Source organism: Streptomyces iakyrus, from assembly GCF_000717055.1.
GTDB lineage: Bacteria > Actinomycetota > Actinomycetes > Streptomycetales > Streptomycetaceae > Streptomyces > Streptomyces iakyrus.
The window spans coordinates 102652-122678 of the sequence record NZ_JNXI01000022.1; the positions used below are offsets into that span (position 1 = coordinate 102652).

Annotated in this window: 18 protein-coding genes; 14 read left to right on the plus strand and 4 right to left on the minus strand. The window is 71.0% G+C overall.

Annotated features, from left to right (window positions below):
• Nucleotides 1-102 precede the first annotated feature (102 nt).
• Nucleotides 103-1203: a nicotinate-nucleotide--dimethylbenzimidazole phosphoribosyltransferase gene (cobT, locus tag OO68_RS31590; protein WP_033312614.1), complete on the minus strand. Its 1101-nt coding sequence runs from the start codon at nucleotides 1201-1203 to the stop codon at nucleotides 103-105.
• Between the two features lie 184 nt (nucleotides 1204-1387).
• Between cobT and OO68_RS31595 the strand changes: the two genes are divergently transcribed.
• Nucleotides 1388-2434 carry a class I SAM-dependent methyltransferase gene (locus OO68_RS31595; RefSeq protein WP_033312615.1) on the plus strand — a complete coding sequence of 349 codons (1047 nt, stop codon included), beginning with the start codon at nucleotides 1388-1390 and terminating at the stop codon, nucleotides 2432-2434.
• 187 nt (nucleotides 2435-2621) lie between these two features.
• Here the strand turns inward: OO68_RS31595 and OO68_RS31600 are convergent, their stop codons facing one another.
• Nucleotides 2622-3821 (minus strand): bifunctional adenosylcobinamide kinase/adenosylcobinamide-phosphate guanylyltransferase, encoded by a 1200-nt coding sequence (locus OO68_RS31600; RefSeq protein ID WP_033312616.1) that lies wholly within the window; start codon nucleotides 3819-3821, stop codon nucleotides 2622-2624.
• A 226-nt stretch (nucleotides 3822-4047) separates the two neighbouring features.
• On the opposite strand from OO68_RS31600, the gene OO68_RS31605 reads away from it, so the two are divergent.
• Nucleotides 4048-4260: a hypothetical protein gene (locus OO68_RS31605; RefSeq protein WP_033312617.1), complete on the plus strand. Its 213-nt coding sequence runs from the start codon at nucleotides 4048-4050 to the stop codon at nucleotides 4258-4260.
• A gap of 45 nt (nucleotides 4261-4305) precedes the next feature.
• Here OO68_RS31605 and OO68_RS31610 read toward each other — a convergent pair whose 3' ends face one another.
• Both OO68_RS31610 and OO68_RS31615 read right to left on the minus strand, forming a co-directional pair.
• On the minus strand, nucleotides 4306-5007 hold the full coding sequence (locus OO68_RS31610; RefSeq protein WP_033312618.1) for a class I SAM-dependent methyltransferase: 702 nt from the start codon (nucleotides 5005-5007) through the stop codon (nucleotides 4306-4308).
• A gap of 83 nt (nucleotides 5008-5090) precedes the next feature.
• Nucleotides 5091-5690 carry a DUF3043 domain-containing protein gene (locus OO68_RS31615; RefSeq protein ID WP_033312619.1) on the minus strand — a complete coding sequence of 200 codons (600 nt, stop codon included), beginning with the start codon at nucleotides 5688-5690 and terminating at the stop codon, nucleotides 5091-5093.
• Nucleotides 5691-6007: 317 nt separating this feature from the next.
• On the opposite strand from OO68_RS31615, the gene OO68_RS31620 reads away from it, so the two are divergent.
• From OO68_RS31620 to OO68_RS31670, 12 genes are all read left to right on the plus strand, one after another.
• Nucleotides 6008-6793 carry a PspA/IM30 family protein gene (locus OO68_RS31620; protein ID WP_268839730.1) on the plus strand — a complete coding sequence of 262 codons (786 nt, stop codon included), beginning with the start codon at nucleotides 6008-6010 and terminating at the stop codon, nucleotides 6791-6793.
• 23 nt (nucleotides 6794-6816) lie between these two features.
• Nucleotides 6817-7095 (plus strand): PspA-associated protein PspAA, encoded by a 279-nt coding sequence (pspAA, locus tag OO68_RS31625; RefSeq protein ID WP_033312620.1) that lies wholly within the window; start codon nucleotides 6817-6819, stop codon nucleotides 7093-7095.
• Nucleotides 7096-7189: 94 nt separating this feature from the next.
• Nucleotides 7190-8407: a sensor histidine kinase gene (locus OO68_RS31630; protein WP_033312621.1), complete on the plus strand. Its 1218-nt coding sequence runs from the start codon at nucleotides 7190-7192 to the stop codon at nucleotides 8405-8407.
• Entirely contained in the window at nucleotides 8404-9087 is a 684-nt protein-coding gene (locus OO68_RS31635) for a response regulator (protein ID WP_033312622.1), read from the plus strand. Before OO68_RS31630 ends, OO68_RS31635 begins: the two co-directional genes overlap by 4 nt.
• Nucleotides 9088-9247: 160 nt before the next feature.
• The gene (locus OO68_RS31640) at nucleotides 9248-12367 is read left to right on the plus strand and encodes an efflux RND transporter permease subunit (RefSeq protein WP_033312623.1); all 3120 of its coding nucleotides are present in this window, start codon (nucleotides 9248-9250) and stop codon (nucleotides 12365-12367) included.
• A 266-nt stretch (nucleotides 12368-12633) separates the two neighbouring features.
• The gene (locus OO68_RS31645; RefSeq protein WP_051814880.1) at nucleotides 12634-13869 is read left to right on the plus strand and encodes a cytochrome P450; all 1236 of its coding nucleotides are present in this window, start codon (nucleotides 12634-12636) and stop codon (nucleotides 13867-13869) included.
• A 51-nt stretch (nucleotides 13870-13920) separates the two neighbouring features.
• A complete protein-coding gene (locus OO68_RS31650) occupies nucleotides 13921-15276 on the plus strand; it encodes a cytochrome P450 (RefSeq protein WP_033312624.1) in 1356 nt (451 codons plus the stop codon).
• Nucleotides 15273-16340: a polyprenyl synthetase family protein gene (locus tag OO68_RS31655; RefSeq protein WP_033312625.1), complete on the plus strand. Its 1068-nt coding sequence runs from the start codon at nucleotides 15273-15275 to the stop codon at nucleotides 16338-16340. Before OO68_RS31650 ends, OO68_RS31655 begins: the two co-directional genes overlap by 4 nt.
• An 8-nt stretch (nucleotides 16341-16348) precedes the next feature.
• The gene (locus OO68_RS31660) at nucleotides 16349-17443 is read left to right on the plus strand and encodes a terpene synthase family protein (protein ID WP_033312626.1); all 1095 of its coding nucleotides are present in this window, start codon (nucleotides 16349-16351) and stop codon (nucleotides 17441-17443) included.
• Nucleotides 17440-18807 carry a cytochrome P450 gene (locus OO68_RS31665; RefSeq protein WP_033312627.1) on the plus strand — a complete coding sequence of 456 codons (1368 nt, stop codon included), beginning with the start codon at nucleotides 17440-17442 and terminating at the stop codon, nucleotides 18805-18807. The genes OO68_RS31660 and OO68_RS31665 overlap by 4 nt, the downstream gene beginning before the upstream one ends.
• Nucleotides 18804-19037 carry a ferredoxin gene (locus OO68_RS44525; RefSeq protein ID WP_245237243.1) on the plus strand — a complete coding sequence of 78 codons (234 nt, stop codon included), beginning with the start codon at nucleotides 18804-18806 and terminating at the stop codon, nucleotides 19035-19037. The genes OO68_RS31665 and OO68_RS44525 overlap by 4 nt, the downstream gene beginning before the upstream one ends.
• Before the next feature lie 297 nt (nucleotides 19038-19334).
• Nucleotides 19335-19946, plus strand: a complete 612-nt coding sequence (locus OO68_RS31670) for a response regulator transcription factor (protein WP_157852770.1) — start codon at nucleotides 19335-19337, stop codon at nucleotides 19944-19946.
• Nucleotides 19947-20027: the final 81 nt, after the last annotated feature.

Genomic DNA, 20027 nt, shown 5'->3' on the forward strand with positions numbered 1-20027 from the left:
TCTGAGGGTGTCTGCGACTCAGTCAAACCGACACCACGTTCCAGGACCGACCGGAACGGGACGAAGTTGAGCCAGGCGTGAGTGACCTGGATCTCGGGAGTGCTACTGCTCGGCGGGCGCCTCCGACGCCTCCGGCTCGGCCGGCGCCTCGGACTCCTTGGGCTTCTCGGGCAGCTCCGCCGCCAGCGCGGCCGAGGCCTGCACGAGTGGCAGTGCCAGCAGACCGCCCGCACCCTCGCCGACGGTCACCCCGTGGGCCAGCAGCGGCTCCAGGGCCATCCGGTCCAGCGCCTTCGCCTGCCCCGGCTCCCCGCTGTCGTGCGCGGCCAGCCACCAGTCCGGCGCCCGGAACGCGATCCGCTGCCCGACCAGCGCGCACGCGGCCGTCACGACCCCGTCGAGCACCACCGGCAGCTTGCGTACCGCGCTCTGCAGCAGGAAGCCCGTCATCGCGGCGAGGTCGGCGCCGCCCACCGTCGCCAGCAGCTGCAACTGGTCCCCTAGCACCGGCCGGGCCCTGCGCAGCGCGTCGCGGATCGCCGCGCACTTGCGCATCCACGCCAGGTCGTCGATCGCCAGCCCGCCGCGCCCGGTGACGACCGACGCGTCAACGCCGCACAACGCCGCGACCAGCACGCTCGCCGCCGTGGTCCCGCCGACGCTCACATCGCCGAGCACCACCAGGTCCGTGCCCGAGTCGGCCTCCTCGTCGGCCACCGCGATCCCCGCCCGGAACGCGGCCTCGGCGTGTTCAAGGGTCAGCGCGTCCTCGATGTCGATCCGCCCGCTGCCGCGCCGCACCCGGTGCCGTACGACGTCCTCGGGCAGCGTCTCGGGGTCGCAGTCCAGGGCCATGTCGACGACCCGCACCGGCACGCCCAGCCGCCGGGCCAGCACCGACACGGGCCGGCCGCCCTCCAGCACCTCGCGCACCAACTCCCCGGCGCTGCCCGCCGCGCGGGCCGAGACGCCCAGCTCGGCGATGCCGTGGTCACCGGCGAAGAGCACCACCCGCGGCCGTTCGACCGGCCGCACCGGCACGGCCGACTGCGCCGCCGCCAGCCACTCACCCAGTTCGTCGAGGCGGCCCAGCGACCCGGGCGGCACGATCTGTCGCTCCCGGCGCGCCTCGGCGTCACGGCGGATCCCGCCGTCCGGACGCTCGATCAGATCGGTGAAGTCGTCGAGATTAAGCGAGCTCATTCGCCGAACAGTACCGGCCCCGGTCGAACAGCACGGCGCCACATCACCACTCGGTCGGGGGGACGTCGTTGCACCGAAGATCGGCATCCCATACGTTCCGTTTTGCAGCGGATTGTCGTACGTGGTAGGTGCGACGTCCCCGCCGTACGTCCCCGCCGTACGCCGTCGCCCCCGGGAGCCGCCCATGCCCGCACATCCCGCCTCCTCCGCACCCCCCGCCCTCCAGACGACCGCACGGGTCCACGAACCGCGCCGCGAGGACTGCCCCTGGTGCGGCTCCGGCCGGCTGCGCAACCGGCTGCGCACCGGTGACCTGCGGCAGTACAAGCCGGGCGGCTTCACCGTCGACGCCTGCCGGGACTGCGGCCACACCTTCCAGAACCCCCGCCTCACCCTGGAAGGCCTGGCCCTCTACCACCGCACCGCACGCGAAGCGCCCAGGGACCCGGCGAGCGACGGCCTGCTCGCCCTGCGGAGCAGCCCGCGCCGCCACCGCTCGGCTGCCCGCGCCATGATCCGCTGCGGCGAACCGGAGAGCTGGCTCGACGTCGGGACGGGCCACGCCCGCTTCCCCTCCACGGCCCGGCAGTTCTTCCCGTACACGGCTTTCGACGGCCTGGACCCCACCCCGCGCGTGGTCCGCGCCCGGTCGGCCGAGCGCGTCGAGGAGGCCCACGTCGGCCGCCTGACGGACCCCGGCATCGCCGGCCCCTTGCGCGCCCGCTACGACGTGGTCAGCATGCTCCACCACCTGGAGGGCACGCCGGACCCCCGGGCGGAACTCCGGGCCGCCCTCGCCGTCCTGCGCCCGGGCGGCCACCTGCTCATCGAGACCCTCAGCCCCCGCAGCGTCTTCGCGGCCCTGCTGGGCCGCTGGTGGCTCCCCTACGACCAGCCGCGTCACCTCCACCTCCTGCCCCCGCAGAACGTCCGCGCGGATCTGGAGTCGGCCGGCTGCGAGATCCTGACGCTCGACCACCGCCCGGTCCACGTCCCCCACGACCTCGCGGGTGCCACGTCCCTGGCCCTCTCGCACGCCCTGCCGGCCCCGGACACCCCCTGGCGGGCCATCCCGCCGCCCCCCGTCCAGCGGCACGCCCGTACCGCGTTGCTCCGCGCCGGCCTGCCCCTGGTGGCCGTGGCGGCGCTGGCCGACCACCTCATCGCCCCGGTCGCTCGCCGCACGCGCTTCGCCAACACGTACCGGGTCATCGCCCGCAAAGCTCCGTAACCCGGCGCACGGGCGGCCGAGGGGCCCTGTCAGCCCCGCAGCACCACGGCCTGCCCCTGGTGGCCGTGGCCGCGCTGGCCGACCACCTCATCGCCCCGGTCGCCCGCCGCACGCGCTTCGCCAACACGTACCGGGTCATCGCCCGCAAAGCCCCGTAACCCGGCGCACGGGCGGCCGAGGGGCCCTGTCAGCCCCGCAGCACCACGGCCTGCCCCGCCACCACCAGCAGCACGTGCTCGCACTCGTCCGCGAACCCTGCGTTCAGCCGGCCGAGTTCGTCCCGGTAGCGCCGCCCCGACGCCGTCGACGGCACGATCCCCGACCCCACCTCGTTCGACACGGCGACCACGGTCCGCCGGGTGACCCGCACCGCCGCCGTGAGCTCCCGCACGCGCTCCCGCAGCACCTTCTCGCCCCGCTCCGCCCACACCGCGTCGTCCCACGCCCCGGCGGCGTCCATCGCGTCCGTCAGCCACAGCGACAGACAGTCGATGAGCAGGGGCGGCCCCTCCGCCTCCAGCAACGGCACCAGGTCGCAGGTCTCGACCGTCTGCCACGACCCCGGCCGCCGCTCCCGGTGGGCCGAGACCCGCGAGGACCACTCCGTGTCGCCGTTGCGCGACCCGCCCGTGGCCACGTACAGCACGTCGGGGAAGGCCTCCAGCCTCCGCTCGGCCTCCACCGACTTGCCCGACCGCGCCCCGCCCAGCACCAGCGTCCGCCGCGGCACGTCAGGCACCTCCTCGTACGCCCCCACCACCAGCGTCACCCCGTCCGGCACGGCCCGGGCCCCGGCCGCCGCGAGCCGCCGCCCCAGCTCCGGTCCGGGCGGCGCGTCGTGGTCCAGATGGACGGCGACCACGTCGGTCGTCGGCCCGACCGCCCCCACCGCCCGCAGCTTCGCCAGCGCGTCCGGCCGCCCCACGACGTCCGCCAGGACCATGTCGTACGACTCGGCCGGCCCCTCCAGGCCCGCCGGCGCCCCGCCCGGCGGCAGATACAGCAGCCGCTGCCCCTCCGGACCGGTCACCGCGTACCCCGTGCCCGGCGCGTCCAGCGCCACCGCCCGCACCCGGTGCCCTGTCAGCAGCGTCAACTCCCGCCCGTCCGGCACCCGTCCGGGCTGCGGAAGCCCCGCGGGCACCTCCACCGCCGGCCCGTCGTGCGGATGCGACAGCAGCACCTGCCGGACACCGGTCAGGGAACGGCCCGCCCGCGCCGCCGCGAACGCCGCGCCCGGCGTCAGGTCGAGCAGCAGCGTCCCGTCCAGGAGCAGCGCGGTGGCCGCCCGCGCGTCGGGGCCGAGGGCGGCCGCACAGGCCGCGCAGGGACAGTCGGGGCGGGGGAGCCCCGCGGGGGCGCCGGTGCCGAGCAGAGTGAGTTCCACGCCCCGATTCTCACCCGCGAGCATGGAACATGCGTGATGGAGACGCCCCTGGAGGGGCGCGGGGGAACTGCGCGAGCAACCCCCGCGAGCCGGCACCCGGCCGATGACCCGCACCCCCGCAAGCCCTGTAACGCCCCACCCGGCGGAGCGCTTACGCTCTGAGAGGGAGCCGGACCAAGATCCGGCTTTTCGCTGTGCAGTGTGCTCACACACATGGGAGGCGTACATGGCGGCATGGACGTGGCGGTTCGAGAAGACCGACGGGACGGAGGTCCAGCCCGCGGTGCCGCCGGAGGAGTTCCCCACCCAGGGGGACGCCGAGTCCTGGATCGGGGAGCACTGGAAGGCCCTCCAGGTGGGCGGCGCCGATCAGGTGCGGCTGTTCGAGGACGCCACGGAGATCTACGGGCCGATGAGTCTGCACGCCGCCGAGGCGTGAGCCCGGCGGGGCGGGGGCCGACGGTCCCCGCCCCTCCTCCGCGGGTCAGCCGCGCACGCCGCACAGATGCAGCAGCGCCGCCACCCCGCGGTACGGATCCGTCCGCCCGGCCTTCTCCTCCACCGCGAGCAGCGTCTCCACGTCGGCCGGGACCTCCGCGCCGTCCGCCGCCGTGTCGGTGAACACCCGCACCCCGTACCAGGCGTGCAGCGGCGCCCCGATCCCGGCGAGCGTCGACGTCAGGTCCTTCAGCCGGTCGGCGCGTACGTCCATCCCCAGCCGGTTCCGGTAGGAGACCGTGTCGAAGGCCGCCAGCGCCCCGGACCAGTCGCCGGACAGACCCGGCCGGATCGCGAGCGCGTCGCCGTTGCGCACGAGCAGCGACAGCAGCCCGCCGTGCGCCAGCATCCGGGCGAGGCCTGCCAGCAGCGGGTCGGGCTCCTCCACGTACATCAGGACGCCGTGGCACAGCACCACGTCGAAACTGCCCGGCAGGAAGTGCACACCGGTGTCCCGGCCGTCGCCCTCGATGATCCGCATCCGCTCCCGGATGCCCTCCGGCTCCCCGGCGAGGGACTTCCGGGCCGCGGCGACCATCGTCGCGTCCTGCTCCAGGCCGGTCACCTGGTGCCCGGCCCGGGCCAGCCGCAGCGCCTGCGTGCCCTGGCCCATCCCCACGTCGAGCACCCGCAGCCGCTGCCCGACCGGGAACCTGGCCACTATCTGCTCGTCCAGCTGGCGGGCCACCAGCTCCTGCCGGACGACATCGCGCAGCCCGCCCAGCTTGTCCAGCCAGGCATCCGCCGCACCCCCGGAGAACGGCGTCGTGGTCAGGGCCGTTCTCCACGCTTGACCTGCGGCTTCGGCAGCCGGAGCCGGCGCATCTGGAGAGAGCGCATCAGGGCGTAGGCGACGGCGCCGCGCTTGTTCTCACCCGCGAAGCGCTCGGCCAGCTGCTTCTTCAGACGGAAGCCCGTGACGAACGAGTCGAGCACGATCAGCACGATCACCACGAGCCACAGCAGCAGCGCGATGTTCTGCAGCGCCGCCACCCGCACCATGCTCAGCACGAGGATGACCACGGCCATCGGCAGGAAGAACTCCGCGATGTTGAACCGCGAGTCGATGAAGTCACGCGCGAACCGGCGGACCGGCCCCTTGTCACGGGCGGGCAGGTAGCGCTCGTCGCCGCTGGCCAGCGCCTGGCGCTGCCGCTCCAGCGCGCTGCGGCGCTCCTCACGCTGCCGCTTGGCGGCCTCCTTGCGCGTCATCGACGTGTTGGCCACGCTGCGGCGCTGGCTCTGGGCCTGGCTGCGCTTCGGCGTGGGGCGGCCCTTGGGGGCCTGGGGGTCGCGGGGCTGCTTGGAGAAGTTCACCGGCGCCTTGTCGGCGTCCTGGGCCTTCTCATCCTTCGCACGGCTACGGAACACAAAACCCAAGGGTAAGGGCTTCCGGGCATGGACCCCAGCCCGGTGGGGAACGATCCGGCAACACCAGTCGTCAGTAAGGGGACAGAGGGGACGTTGCGTACGCCTCCGGATGTTTCCCGGGGCGTACGGCTCCGGTAACCCCGGGGACCACCTACTCCCTACGCCGGAGCGGGAGCGCACGCAGTCGTCCTTGGGGATGAGCGCATCCGTCCCCGAACAGTGCGGTAATGGATGCAGGGCCCGTACTGTGGGTTCTGTCGCTGGAGCTGGAACCGGAGTCGGTCAGAAGGGGGCGCGCGAAGCCCATGAGCGGTGTCATGAAGCGTATGGGGATGATCTTCCGCGCGAAGGCGAACAAGGCCCTTGACCGGGCCGAGGACCCGCGCGAGACCCTCGATTACTCGTACCAGAAGCAGCTGGAGCTGCTCCAGAAGGTCCGCCGCGGCGTCGCCGACGTGGCGACCAGCCGCAAGCGCCTGGAACTCCAGCTGAACCAGCTGCAGTCGCAGTCCGGCAAGCTGGAGGACCAGGGCCGCAAGGCGCTCGCGCTGGGCCGTGAGGACCTGGCCCGCGAAGCGCTCTCCCGCCGGGCCGCGCTCCAGCAGCAGGTGACCGACCTGGAGACCCAGCACGCGACGCTCCAGGGCGAGGAGGAGAAGCTCACCCTCGCGGCCCAGCGGCTCCAGGCCAAGGTCGACGCCTTCCGCACCAAGAAGGAGACGATCAAGGCCACGTACACGGCGGCCCAGGCGCAGACCCGGATCGGCGAGGCCTTCTCCGGCATCTCCGAGGAGATGGGCGACGTCGGCCTGGCGATCCAGCGCGCCGAGGACAAGACGGCCCAGCTCCAGGCCCGCGCCGGCGCCATCGACGAGCTGCTCGCCTCCGGTGCCCTCGACGACCCCTCCGGCATGCACAAGGACGACATCCAGGCCGAGCTGGACCGGCTCTCCGGTGGTACGGATGTAGAGCTGGAACTGCAGCGCATGAAGGCCGAGCTGGCCGGAGGCTCCAGCAGCGGGCAGCAGGCCATCGAAGGCGGCTCGAACGGGCAGCAGTCTCAGCAGCAGCCGCAGGACACCCCGCGCTTCGACAAGCAGTAGGGGTCCACGCCTAGGAGGGCGACATGATCGTACGGATCATGGGGGAGGGCCAGGTGATCCTGGCCGACGGCCACCTCGCCGAGCTGAACAAGCTCGACGACGAACTCCTGGCGGAAATGGAGAACGGCGACGGCCCCGGCTTCCGCCGCACCCTCCAGGCCCTCCTCACGAGGGTCCGCGACCTCGGCGAACGTCTCCCGGACGACTCCCTGGAGCCGTCGGAACTGATCCTCCCGTCTCCCGACGCGACCTTGGAGGAAGTCCGGGAGCTCCTCAGCGACGACGGCCTGATTCCGGGGTGAACCGGCTGCGGGCATGGGGCCCACCCGACCTCGGGCCTGCCGCCGGGCACCTCACACCACACAGCCACAGCCGGTCCGGCTACCGTGAACACCCGTGAGCACCCTCGCGCGGGCCCGATGCCAGGCCAAAGCGCATCCCCTGGCGATGGACGCCGTCCTGGCCACCGCCGTCCTGGTCTGCATGGTCGCCGGTTCGTTCGTGGAACCCCGGCACCGGGACAGTGTCAGCTGGGCCCTGCGCACCCCTGACCCGCTCAGCCTCCTCCTCATGACCCTCGGCGCCGCGGCCCTGGTCTTCCGCCGCCGGGCCCCCATGACGGTCCTCGCCGTCACCGGCGCCCTCTCCGTCATCGAGTCCGTCACCGGCGACCCCCGCGCCCCCGTCGCGATGTCCGCCGTCATCGCCCTCTACACCGTCGCCTCCACCACCGACCGCCCCACCACCTGGCGCGTCGGCCTGCTCACCATGACCGTGCTGACCGGCGCCGCCATGGCGGCGGGCCCCCTGCCCTGGTACGCCCAGGAGAACCTCGGCATCTTCGCCTGGACCGGCATCGGCGCCACCGCCGGAGACGCCGTCCGCAGCCGCCGCGCATTCGTCCAGGCGATCAGGGAACGCGCCGAGAAGGCGGAACGCACCCGCGAGGAGGAGGCCCGCCGCCGGGTCGCCGAGGAACGCCTCCGCATCGCCCGGGACCTGCACGACGTCGTCGCCCACCACATCGCCCTGGTCAACGTGCAGGCCGGGGTCGCCGCCCATGTCATGGACAAGCGCCCCGACCAGGCCAAGGAGGCCCTCGCGCACGTCCGTGAGGCCAGCCGCTCCGCGCTCAACGAACTGCGCGCCACCGTCGGCCTGCTCCGGCAGTCCGGCGACCCGGAGGCCCCGACCGAACCGGCCCCGGGCCTCGACCGCCTCGACGAACTCACCGGTACTTTCCGCAGCGCCGGCCTGCACATCGAGGTCGCCCGCGCCGACCAGGGCACCAGCCTCCCGGCGGCGGTCGACCTGGCCGCCTACCGGATCATCCAGGAGGCCCTCACCAACGTGCAGAAGCACGCCGGGCCCCAGGCCAAGGCGGAGGTCAGCGTCGTACGCGTCGGACCGAACATCGAGATCACCGTGCTCGACGACGGCAGCGGCGAGCACGAGACCCAGGACGGCGGCGGCCACGGACTGCTCGGTATGCGCGAGCGCGTCACCGCCCTGCGCGGCACGCTCACCACCGGTCCCCGCTACGGCGGCGGCTTTCGCGTCCATGCCATCCTGCCGGTCAAGAACCGCACATCCACCGGGGAGGACCCCGCATGACCATCCGTGTCCTGCTCGCCGACGACCAGGCGCTCCTGCGCAGCGCCTTTCGCGTGCTCGTCGACTCCGAGCCCGACATGGAGGTGGTGGGCGAGGCCTCCGACGGCGCGGAAGCGGTCCGGCTGGCGAAGGAGCAGCAGGCCGACGTCGTCCTCATGGACATCCGCATGCCCGGCACCGACGGCCTCGCCGCGACCCGCATGATCAGCGCCGACCCGGATCTCGCCGACGTCCGGGTGGTCATCCTGACGACGTTCGAGGTGGACGACTACGTCGTGCAGTCGCTGCGCGCCGGCGCCTCCGGCTTCCTCGGCAAGGGCTCCGAACCCGAGGAACTGCTGACCGCCATCCGTACCGCGGCCGGCGGCCAGGCCCTGCTCTCCCCGGCGGCCACCACGGGTCTGATCGCCCGGTTCCTCGCCACGGACGACCCGGCCGACGGCGACCGCGACCCGGCGCGCGGCGAACGGCTCGACTCGCTCACCGTCCGGGAGCGCGAGGTGCTCGTCCAGGTCGCCGGCGGGCACTCCAACGACGAGATCGCCGAGCGCCTCGAAGTCAGCCCGCTGACCGTGAAGACGCACGTCAACCGGGCCATGGCCAAGCTGGGCGCCCGGGACCGGGCCCAGCTCGTGGTGACCGCGTACGAGTCGGGTCTGGTCCGCCCGAGGGTGGAGTGAGCCCTCCTCGGGCGTACTGCGGCCGGAGTATGCGCCGCATAAGGAAATGGACCTGGGGCCTACGAAACCCGGTTCCCCCATGGCCCAGGGTGTAGGGGCGGGCGCTCATCTGCGCGCCCGCTGCCGCTTCTGCCGCTAAACAGAAGAGAGATCCTCACCCATGTCCTGGCTGTCGAGATTCAGCCTCGCGCAACGGGCCCTGATAGGGCTGATGTCGATCATCGCGCTCGTCTTCGGGGCGATCGCGATACCCCAGCTCAAGCAGCAGCTGCTGCCCACCATCGAACTGCCCATGGTGTCCGTGCTGGCGCCCTACCAGGGCGCGTCCCCGGACGTGGTCGAGAAGCAGGTCGTCGAGCCCATCGAGGACGCCCTCGAAGCTGTCGACGGCATCAGCGGCGTCACCTCCACCGCCAGCGAGGGCAACGCCGTGATCATGGCGTCCTTCGACTACGGCAACGGCACCGAGCAACTGGTCGCCGACGTCCAGCAGGCCGTCAACCGGGCCCGCGTCCAGCTCCCCGACGACGTCGACCCGCAGGTCGTCGCCGGTTCCACGGACGACATCCCGACCGTCGTCCTCGCCGTCACCTCCGGCCGCGACCAGCAGGCCCTGGCCGACCAGCTGGACAAGACCGTCGTGCCGGATTTGAAGAGCATCGACGGCGTGGGCCAGGTCACCGTCGACGGTGTGCGCGACGTCCAGGTCACCGTCACGCCCGACGACGCCGAGCTCGCGAAGGCCGGTCTGACCTCGCAGTCCCTCTCCCAGGCGCTCCAGGCGGGCGGCGCGACCGTCCCGGCCGGCTCCTTCGACGAGGACGGCGCCAACCGCACCGTGCAGGTCGGCGGCGGCTTCACCTCGGTCGAGCAGATCAAGGACCTGATGGTCACGGGCGAGCCGGGCAAGGGCAAGCCGGTGCGCCTCGGCGACGTCGCCACGGTGAAGCAGCAGGAGGCCCCGGCCGACTCCATCACCCGCACCGACGGCAAGCCCAGCCTCTCCGTCGCCGTGACGATGGACCGCGACGGCAGCGCGGTCGCCATCTCCGACGCCGTCCAGGACAAGCTCCCGGACCTGCGTCAGGACCTCGGCTCCGGCGCGACCCTCACGGTCGTCAGCGACCAGGGCCCGGCCGTGTCCAAGTCCATCAAGGGCCTGACCACCGAGGGCGCGCTCGGTCTGCTCTTCGCGGTCCTGGTGATCCTGGTCTTCCTGGCCTCGATCCGCTCGACCCTCGTGACCGCGGTGTCCATCCCGCTGTCCGTCGTCCTCGCCCTGATCGTGCTGTGGACGCGCGACCTGTCGCTGAACGTCCTCACACTGGGCGCCCTGACCATCGCCATCGGCCGGGTCGTCGACGACTCGATCGTGGTCCTGGAGAACATCAAGCGCCACCTCGGCTACGGCGAGGAGCGCCACTCGGCGATCCTCCAGGCCGTGCGCGAGGTCGCCGGCGCGGTGACGTCCTCGACGCTCACCACGGTCGCGGTGTTCCTGCCGATCGGTCTGGTCGGCGGCATGGTGGGCGAGCTGTTCGGCTCGTTCAGCCTGACCGTGACGGCCGCGCTGCTGGCGTCCCTCCTCGTCTCCCTGACGGTCGTACCGGTGCTGTCGTACTGGTTCCTGCGGCCACCGAAGGGCACCCCCGAGGACGCGGACGAGGCGCGCCGCCTCGCCGAGGAGAAGGAGGCCAAGAGTCGCCTCCAGCGCGTCTACGTCCCGGTCCTGCGCTTCGCGACCCGCCGCCGCCTCACCAGCGTGGCCATCGCGATCGTCGTCCTGGTCGGCACGTTCGGCATGGCGCCGCTGCTGAAGACCAACTTCTTCGACCAGGGCGAGCAGGAAGTCCTCACCGTCAAGCAGGAGCTGAAGCCCGGCACCAGCCTGGCCGCCACCGACGCCCAGGCGAAGAAGGTCGAGCGGCTGCTCGCCGGCACCGAGGGCGTGAAGGACTACCAGGTCACGATCGGCTCGTCCGGCTTCATGGCGGCTTTCGGCGGCGGCACGGACAGCAACCAGGCCTCGTACCAGGTGATGCTGGACGACTCGGCGTCCCACGCGGACGTGCAGGACAGCATCGAGAAGGGCCTGGCCGGACTGAAGGGCATCGGCACGACCACCGTCGCCGCCGGTGACGGCTTCGCCAGCCAGGACCTCAGCGTGGTCGTGAAGGCCGCCGACGCGGGCGTGCTGCGCACGGCGTCCGAGGAGGTCCGCAAGACGGTCGCCTCCCTCGACGACGTCACGGACGTCACCAGCGACCTGGCGACCAGCGTGCCGCGCATCTCGGTCAAGGCCACCGACAAGGCGGCCGCGGCCGGTTTCGACGACCAGACGCTCGGCGCCGCCGTCGCCCAGGCCGTTCGCGGCACCACCGCGGCCAAGGCGATCCTGGACGACACCGAGCGCGACGTCGTCATCCGCTCGGCGAAGCCCGCCACGACCCTGAAGCAGCTCCAGGACCTGCGTCTGGGCGGCAAGGTGAAGCTCGGCGACATCGCCACGGTGAAGCTGGTCGACGGCCCGGTCTCGATGACCCGCATCGACGGCCAGCGCGCCGCCACCATCACGGCGAAGCCGACCGGCGACAACACCGGCGCGGTCAGCACCCAGCTCCAGTCCAAGATCGAGGCGCTGAAGCTTCCGGACGGCGCCACCGCGTCGATCGGCGGGGTCTCCGAGGACCAGGACGAGGCGTTCGCCAACCTGGGCCTGGCGATGCTGGCGGCCATCGCGATCGTGTTCATGCTGCTGGTCGGCACCTTCAAGTCCCTGGTCCAGCCGCTGATCCTGCTCGTCTCCATCCCGTTCGCGGCGACCGGCGCGATCGGCCTGCTGATCGCCACCGGCACCCCGATGGGCGTCCCGGCCATGATCGGCATGCTGATGCTGATCGGCATCGTGGTGACGAACGCGATCGTGCTGATCGACCTGATCAACCAGTACCGCAAGCAGGGATACGGCGTCGTCGAGGCCGTGATCGAGGGCGGCCGGCACCGGCTGCGCCCGATCCTCATGACCGCCCTGGCGACGATCTTCGCCCTGCTGCCCATGGCCCTCGGCATCACCGGCGAGGGCGGCTTCATCGCCCAGCCGCTGGCCGTGGTCGTGATCGGCGGCCTGGTCACGTCGACCCTGCTGACGCTGCTGCTGGTCCCGACGCTGTACGCGATGTTCGAACTCCGCAAGGAGCGCCGGGCGAAGAAGCGCGCGGCGAAGGCCGGGGACGCCTCCCGGCCCGCGGACTCGGAGCAGCCGGAACCCGCGGGGGTGTAGTCCGCCGAAGAGCGGCAACCTCCTGGGCCGGGTCAGCCGGCCCGCGCCGGGCGCCGTCCCCCACCGGGGACGGCGCCCGGCGGCGTTTCCTGGTCCGGGGGCCAGGAAACCGTCCTACCTCGCCTTTGGCCGGGTGTCCCGATCTGGCCTCTTGGCCGAAGACACCCGGTGAGCGCGTCGGTGATCCTTGAGCCCGATCGTGCGGGTGCGGCCCGCCGCCCTCCGGCGGCCGGTGACCGCCCGAAAGTAGGAGGCCAGCGCTCCCGATGTCATCCGACAATGCCGCGGCGGAACTCTTCGACCCGCTCTCCGTGGAGTACACCGAGTGCCCGTACGCGGCCTTCGCCCGTGGTCGAAAGGAACAGCCGGTCGCTCACCAGACCGGGCTCGACGAATGGATCGTCACGGGCCGCGCCGAGATCGAGGCCGTGCAACGGGACCATGAGCGGTTCACGAGCCGCTACAACCTCGACGGCTCGTATCCCTTCTGCCCCGAGGCCAAGAAGATCCTGGACGGCTCCCTGTTCTTCCGGGTCGCTCTCTACAACGTGGACCCGCCGGCTCACACCCGGTTCCGGAACCTCATCAGTGAGTACTTCTCCCCCCGGGCGCTGCGACGCCGGCAGGCGTCGATCCAGGAGATCGCCGCGCGGCTCGTCGAGGACCTCGTGGCGAAGGGCGGAGGCGACCTCCTCCAGGAGTTCGCCTACCCGCTGCCGATGACGGTGATCTGCGACATCATCGGCATCCCGGAGGAGGACCGGGCCACCGTCAAGGCCTGGAACAACGACTGGCTCGCCCTCCAGGTCGTCCCGCTCCCGCCGGAACAGCAGGTGCACTGCGCCGGCAACGTGGTCACCTACGAGAAGTACGTCCTCGACCTGCTGGAACGCCGTCGCCTGGAACCGGCCGACGACCTGCTCACCGAGCTGGTGCGGGCCGCCGACGCCGACGATCCGGTCTGCACCGTGGAGGACGCCGTGGTGGCCCTCCGCGTGATGATCGCGGCGGGCCACGAGACGACCACCAACCTGATCTCCAACGCGGTCCACCAGCTGCTGCGCGACCGTGACCTGTGGGAAGCCGTCGTCAAGAACCGGGACCTCGCCGCCGCGGCCGTGGAGGAGACACTGCGTTTTGACTCCTCGGTCCAGGGCGCTCCCCGTGTGGCCACCGGGGCGTTGCGGGTCGGCGACACCGAAGTCCCCGAAGGGGCCCGGCTCCGCGTGATGTTCGCGGCCGCGGGACGCGACCCGGAGTGGGTCGAGGACCCCGACACCTTCCGGCTCGACCGGCAGGGCCCGCCGCGCCACCTCGGGTTCGGCCTCGGCATCCACTTCTGCGTGGGGGCCGCGCTCGCCCGGCTGGAGAGCCGGATCGCCCTGGAGACGCTGGCGGACAAGCTCCCGGGGCTGCGCCTCGCGGACGGCTTCGAACCACGCCATCTGCCGGGCGGCTTCGTCTTCCGGGGCCTCGCAGAACTGCCGGTCACCTGGTCCTGAGGCGCGCGGCGCCCCACCACCCGCCGTTCCCATTCCACGGAGGCAAGAACCATGGCTCTCGCGACCGCCGCACCGCACGTTCCCGCCATGCCGGGGCGCATTCCCCTCGCGGGTCACGCCGTTCAGATGTTCCGTAACCCGTTGCGGTTCTTCCAGAGCGTGAGCGAGCAGGGCGGCCTGGTGCGGATCCGGCTCGGCACCAAGCAGGCCTACGTGGTCAGCGACCACGACATGCTCTACGACATCCTCGTCCGCAAGGCCAAGTCCTTCGAAAAGGGCATGCAGTTCGACCAGGCGCGTCCGCTGCTCGGCAACGGGATCCTGCTGTCGGAAGGCGACTTCCACCGCAGGCAGCGCCTGCTGATGCAGCCGGCCTTCCACCACGAGAAGATCGCCACCTACGTCGACATCATGCGCGAGTCGGCGACCGACGAGTTCGACACCTGGCGGGACGGTCAGCGCGTCGGCATGTACAACATGTTCTACGAACTCGCCGTGCGCATCGTCATCAAGGCGCTGTTCTCCACGGACATGGTGGAACAGGACGTGGCCGAGGTCTACCGGTCCATGCCCGTCGTGATCTCCGGGGTCGAGAAGCGCGCGGCCATTCCCCCCGCCCTCCTGGACCGCATTCCCACCCGGTCCAGCCGCGAGTTCCACAGCGCGATAGGCCGGCTCTACTCGATGGGGCGCCGCATCATCGCCGACCACCGGGCCAAGGGCACCGGCGACGGCACCGACGACCTGATGAACCTTCTGTTCACCGCGCGTGACGAGGGCAACAAGTCGATGACCGACAAGCAGATCCAGGACGAGTTCATGACGCTCCTGACCGCGGGGTCCGAGACCACGCCGAGTGCCATGAGCTGGGCCTGCATGCTGCTGGGCCGCCACCCCGAGGTGCAGCGCCGGATGCAGGAGGAGGTTGACACGGTGGTCGGCGACCGCCCTGTCCAGGCCGCCGACCTGCGCTCCCTGGACTATACCCGGCGGGTCATCCAGGAGTCGCTGCGCCTGTACCCACCGGTGTGGGCGCTCGGCCGCAAGTGCGTCCAGGACACCGAACTCGGCGGTCACCGCATCCCGGCGGGCAGCGAGGTCCTCTACTCCATCTACGCGGTGCACCACGACCCGAAGGTGTACGACAACCCGGAGGCGTTCGACCCCGACCGCTGGCTGCCCGAGCGGGCCAAGCAGGTGCCGCGCAGCGCCTTCATGCCGTTCGGCGCCGGTGTCCGCAACTGCATCGGCGAGTCCTTCTCCTGGTTCGAGACCCAGACCGTCCTCGCCACACTGCTGCAGCGGTGGTCCGTGCAGCCCATCACGGGTGAGCCCGTGAAACCGATAGCCATGGGAGCCCTGGTCCCCGGGGAGCTCCCGATGAAGGTCGTCAGGCGCGGCAAGTGACCCTCACGGACCAGCGGACCGAAAGCGCGGCGGTCACCTCGCGGGTCAACGGCAGCCTCGACGCCTTCCTCCGGGAACGGATAGCCGGGGAGAACGATCCGGCTGCCCGCGAAGTGCTGACGACGCTGCGGGACTTCACCATGAACGGCGGAAAGCGGATCCGGCCGCTCTTCTGCTACTGGGGGTGGCGCGGGGCGGGCGGATCCCCGGACGACCCCGACGTCATCACCGTCGCGGCGGCGCTGGAACTCTTCCACACAGCGGCTCTGATCCACGACGACATCATCGACAACAGCGACCTGCGGCGCGGCCGGCCGACCATCCACCTGGCTCTCGACAAGTGGCACGCCGCGCAGGGCTGGCGGGGTGAGAGCCGGGCGTTCGGACAGAGCGGCGCGCTCCTCACCGGGAACGCCTGCCTGGTCTGGTCGGAGGAGATGTTCCACGGCAGCCCGCTGGTGACGAGGCGGGAGCGTGCCCGACAGCTGTTCGCCCGGCTGCGCACGTCGGCGGTGTACGGGGAGTTCCTCGATGTCGTCGGCGAGACGCGCGGCGGGCTCCTCAGCGACGCTCTGAAGATCATCCGGCACAAGACGGCGAGCTATACCGTCCGCTACCCCCTGCAGATCGGCGGTGCCCTCGCCGGCGCGGACGACGCGGTGCTGGCGGCGTACGACACGTTCGGGCTGCTGGTGGGCGAGGCCTTCCAGCTGCGCGACGACCTGATGGGCCTGTTCGGTACGTCCGAGCTGACCGGCAAGGACGCCTCGGACGACGCCCGGAAGGGCAAGCCCACGGCGCTCATCGCCGTCGCCCGGAAACTGGCCGACCCCGAGCAGCACGCACGTCTGGACCAGCTCTACGGAGTCGAGCAGCTCGGCCCGGACGACCTCGCCGAACTGCGGGACGTGGTCCGGGCGACCGGAGCCCCCGCCGTCATCGAGGAGATAATCCGCGATCGCCACGCCGGCGCGGTCCGGGCCCTGCGCGAGGCCGGACTCCAGGCCTCCGCGGTGACCGAACTGGAGTCCCTGGCAGCCGCCTCCGTGCATCGTGAAAGGTGAGTGACCGGATGACGACCATCCCGAAGCCGTTCTCCGACGGAACGGAAATCTACCTCCCCGAGTTTCCCTATCTGTTGCCGGCGTGCAGCCACCCGCGCACCGACGACATCCGTGCGGAGTCGGATGCCTGGCTCAGGGAGGCCATGGCCTTCGCCATGGCCGACCCGCGGGAGATGGAACTGCTCCTGGAGGAGACCGCTTCCCTGTGGACCTGTCTGGTGCTGCCGACGGCCCGCGAGGACAGGCTGCGCCACCTGTGCAAGTACACCGAGTACCTCTCGGTCTTCGACAACGCGATGGTGGACCGTTCGAAGATCGGCAAGGACCCCGAGGCGGCGCAGGACCTGTTCCGCCGGGTGGCGGGCATCCTCGACGACCAGGCCGACGGCGCCGACTTCGAGTGGGGCTCGGTGCTGCACGGGCTGTGGAAGGAGATGCGGGCGGGCATGCCGCCCGCGGTGTGGGACCGGTTCCTCGCGGAGGTCCGGCGCTTCCTCGCCGGCTGCGTCCATGAGATCACCTCCCGGGCCGAGGACCGGGTCTTCGACTACGAGACCTATATCGAGGTCCGCAAGGACAGCGTCGGCATGGGCATGTACTTCGTGCTCGGCGAGTACGGGCTGGGCATCGACCTGACCGAGGACCTTCGGCGCCATCCGGAGCTGCGCGGGATCATCGACACGGCCCTGGTGCACATCATGCTGACGAACGACATGTTCTCGTTCCGGGCCGAGGCGATGATGGACGACTACGTCAACGCGCTGTCGGTGCTGCGGCTCAGCGAGGGACTGGGTCTGCAGGAGGCGGTGGACCGTCTGTTCGCCCTGGTCGACGGCAAGCGGGCCGAGTTCATGGCGGCGCGGGCGGCCATCGAGGCGAGCGAACTGGGCCGGCGCGAGGACATCCGCGCCTACCTGGACGCGCTGTGGCACATGATGGCGGGCAACCTGCAGTGGTCGTACCTGACGTCCCGTTACAACGGCCCGGGACACAAGTGGAACGGGGTGCGCTCCGGGGTGCTGACGCTGAACCGGGACCGCACCGTGTTCAGCGACCGCGCCTACTGCCGGCTGTCCTCACCGGGCACGGAGGTGCCCGCGTGAGCGCCACGTACACGACCGCCCCCGGGCGGGTACCCGGCGTGGGGCACGCGTTGGCGTTGATGCGCAGCCCGCTGCGGTTCCTGACCTCCCTGCGCGCACACGGCGACCTGGTCCGCGTCGACCTGGGCCCCATGCCCTCCCTGTTCGTCACGTCCCCGCCCCTCATCCACGCGGTTCTGACGGACCGCAAGGACCTGCTCGACAAGGGGCGGTTCTACGACAAGGTCCGGCCGCTCACCGGGAACGGGGTGATCCACGCCTACGGTGACGAGCACCGGCGCCAGCAGGCCATGATCAAGCCCGCGTTCCACCGTGACGAGATCACCCGCTACATCGAGGTGATGCGCGAGGTCACGGAGGAGAAGACGGCGGGCTGGCGGGCCGGCGCGCGGATCCCGGTGGACAAGGCCATGCGGGACATCACGTTCAACATCCTGGCCCGCACCATGTTCGGCTCGGTCGTCGACCGGCGGGCGCACGAGGAGCTGGCCGGGATCCTGCCCACCGTGCTCGAGGCCATCATGTGGCGCACGGTGTCGCCGGGGGACACGCTGGAGAAGCTGCCGCTTCCCATGAACCGCCGCTTTGACCGGGCCTTCGCCGAACTGCGCGAGGCGATCAGCCGCGTCATGCTGGCCTACCGTGAGGGAGCAGCGGCCGAACCCGGCAGGGCCGGCATGCTCGCCATGCTCCTCTCGGCCCGTGACGAGACATCCGGCGAGGGGATGACCGACGAGGAGCTCTGCAACCAGATCGTCTCGGTGACCATGGCCGGATCGGAAACCGCCGCCACCGCCATGGCCTGGTTGTTCTACGAGCTGGCACGCCACCCGGAGATCGAGGAGCGGGTGCGCGAGGAGGTCCTCGAGGTCGTCGGCGAGCGGGACTTCGCGATGGCCGACGTCGGGCAACTGCCCTACAACCGCAGGGTGCTGCAGGAACTGATGCGGGTGCGGCAGCCGATCCTGGTCATCTCGCGGCGCGCCGTGCGGGACTTCCCGCTGGGCGGCGGCCATGTGAAGGCCGGCACGGAGCTGTTCTACAGCCCGTACGCCACGCACCGGGACCCGGAGCTCTTCCCCGATCCGCTGCGTTTCGACCCGGACCGCTGGCTGGACCGGCCGGCAACCGGTCTGCCGAAGGGGGCGTACACACCCTTCGGCGCGGGCCCCCGCCACTGTATCGGCGAGCAGTTCGCCTGGGCGATGATGCACGTGGTGCTGGGCACGGTGATCCGCCGCTGGCGGCTGACGCTCGCCGACGGAGTCACGGTCAAGGAGATGCCGTGGGCGACGGTCAACCCCAACCACATGCCCATGACGGCCACGCCGGTCCAGAGCCGGAAGCCGGTGCCGAGTCCATGACCCTGCGCATCATCGTCGACCTCGACCGCTGCTGCGGCTCGGGGATGTGCGCCCTGAGCGCACCGGACGTCTTCGACCAGCGCAACACCGACGGACAGGTGATGCTCATCGAACAATTTGCGCCACCCGGGGGAGAACTTTCGGTCATAACTGCGTCCGAGAACTGTCCGTGCGGGGCGATATCTTTGGAAGACTCGGCAAAAGCAGAGTATGGGGGTCCAAAAGAATGAGGTAGAACGCGCAGGTGCCCGCTCCGGCGGCCCTGCCGGGACAGCTAAACGCTTGTGTGGCAGCCGGTGTTCGATTAGCCTGCTCCGGGTTACGGGGTCGCTAGAGCAGGTCTTGGTGTGCATCCAGTTCAGAGGCAGTCAAGTTCTCCCTGCGACGCTACCGAAGAGTCACGGTATCGAGGTTGGGGGAGCCCAGTGCCGGTCAGTCTCACTGGAAGTAATTCGTTCGATTTTCGCGGAAACATTGTGGAGGTCCTTGTCTGTGACAACCACCCGCACGCTCGATTCGGTCTGAAGATGCTGCTGTCCCAGGATCCGGGCATTTCCGTGGTCGCGGAGGCCGAGGACGAAGCACAGGTATTGAAACGTGTCGTCGAATGCCAGCCCGACGTGGTCCTCCTGGAGGCGCGGCTGGTCCAGGTCGTCCAGGAGCTGAGCAGGGTCGTACCCGATCCTCCGTCCGCCCTGGTCTACGGCATCGACGCGATGGCGCCCGAGCGGCTCGCGGCCCTCGTCCGGGGCAATGTGCGCGGCATGGTGCACCGCGACGCGGCGAACGACGAACTCATCCACGCGGTCCACGCGGTCGCGGACGACGACGGGTTCGCCTCGCCCGAACTCACCGGCTGCCTGCTGCAGGCCATCAGGTGCGGAGGGGCCAAGCCGGGTGTGGACCACCGGTTCCGCGACCGGCTCACGGGGCGGGAGAACAGCGTCCTGAGCCTGCTCTGCCAGGGACTGTCGAACAAGGCCATCGCCGCCGCCCTGTCCGTCAGCGAGAAGACCGTCAAGTTCCACGTCTCCAACGTGCTGGCCAAATCCGGTGTCAGCACCAGAACCCAGCTGATCGCGGCCATGGGCTCCTTCTCCTCGCCGCAGGATGACGCCCTTCGGCGTCGCACCGCCTGAACCGTCACGGGTCCTCTCCTGGTCGATGGTCCAGGTTTCGGCGGGCCGGCCCGCCGAGAGACCAGTTCGCGGACCTGGTTC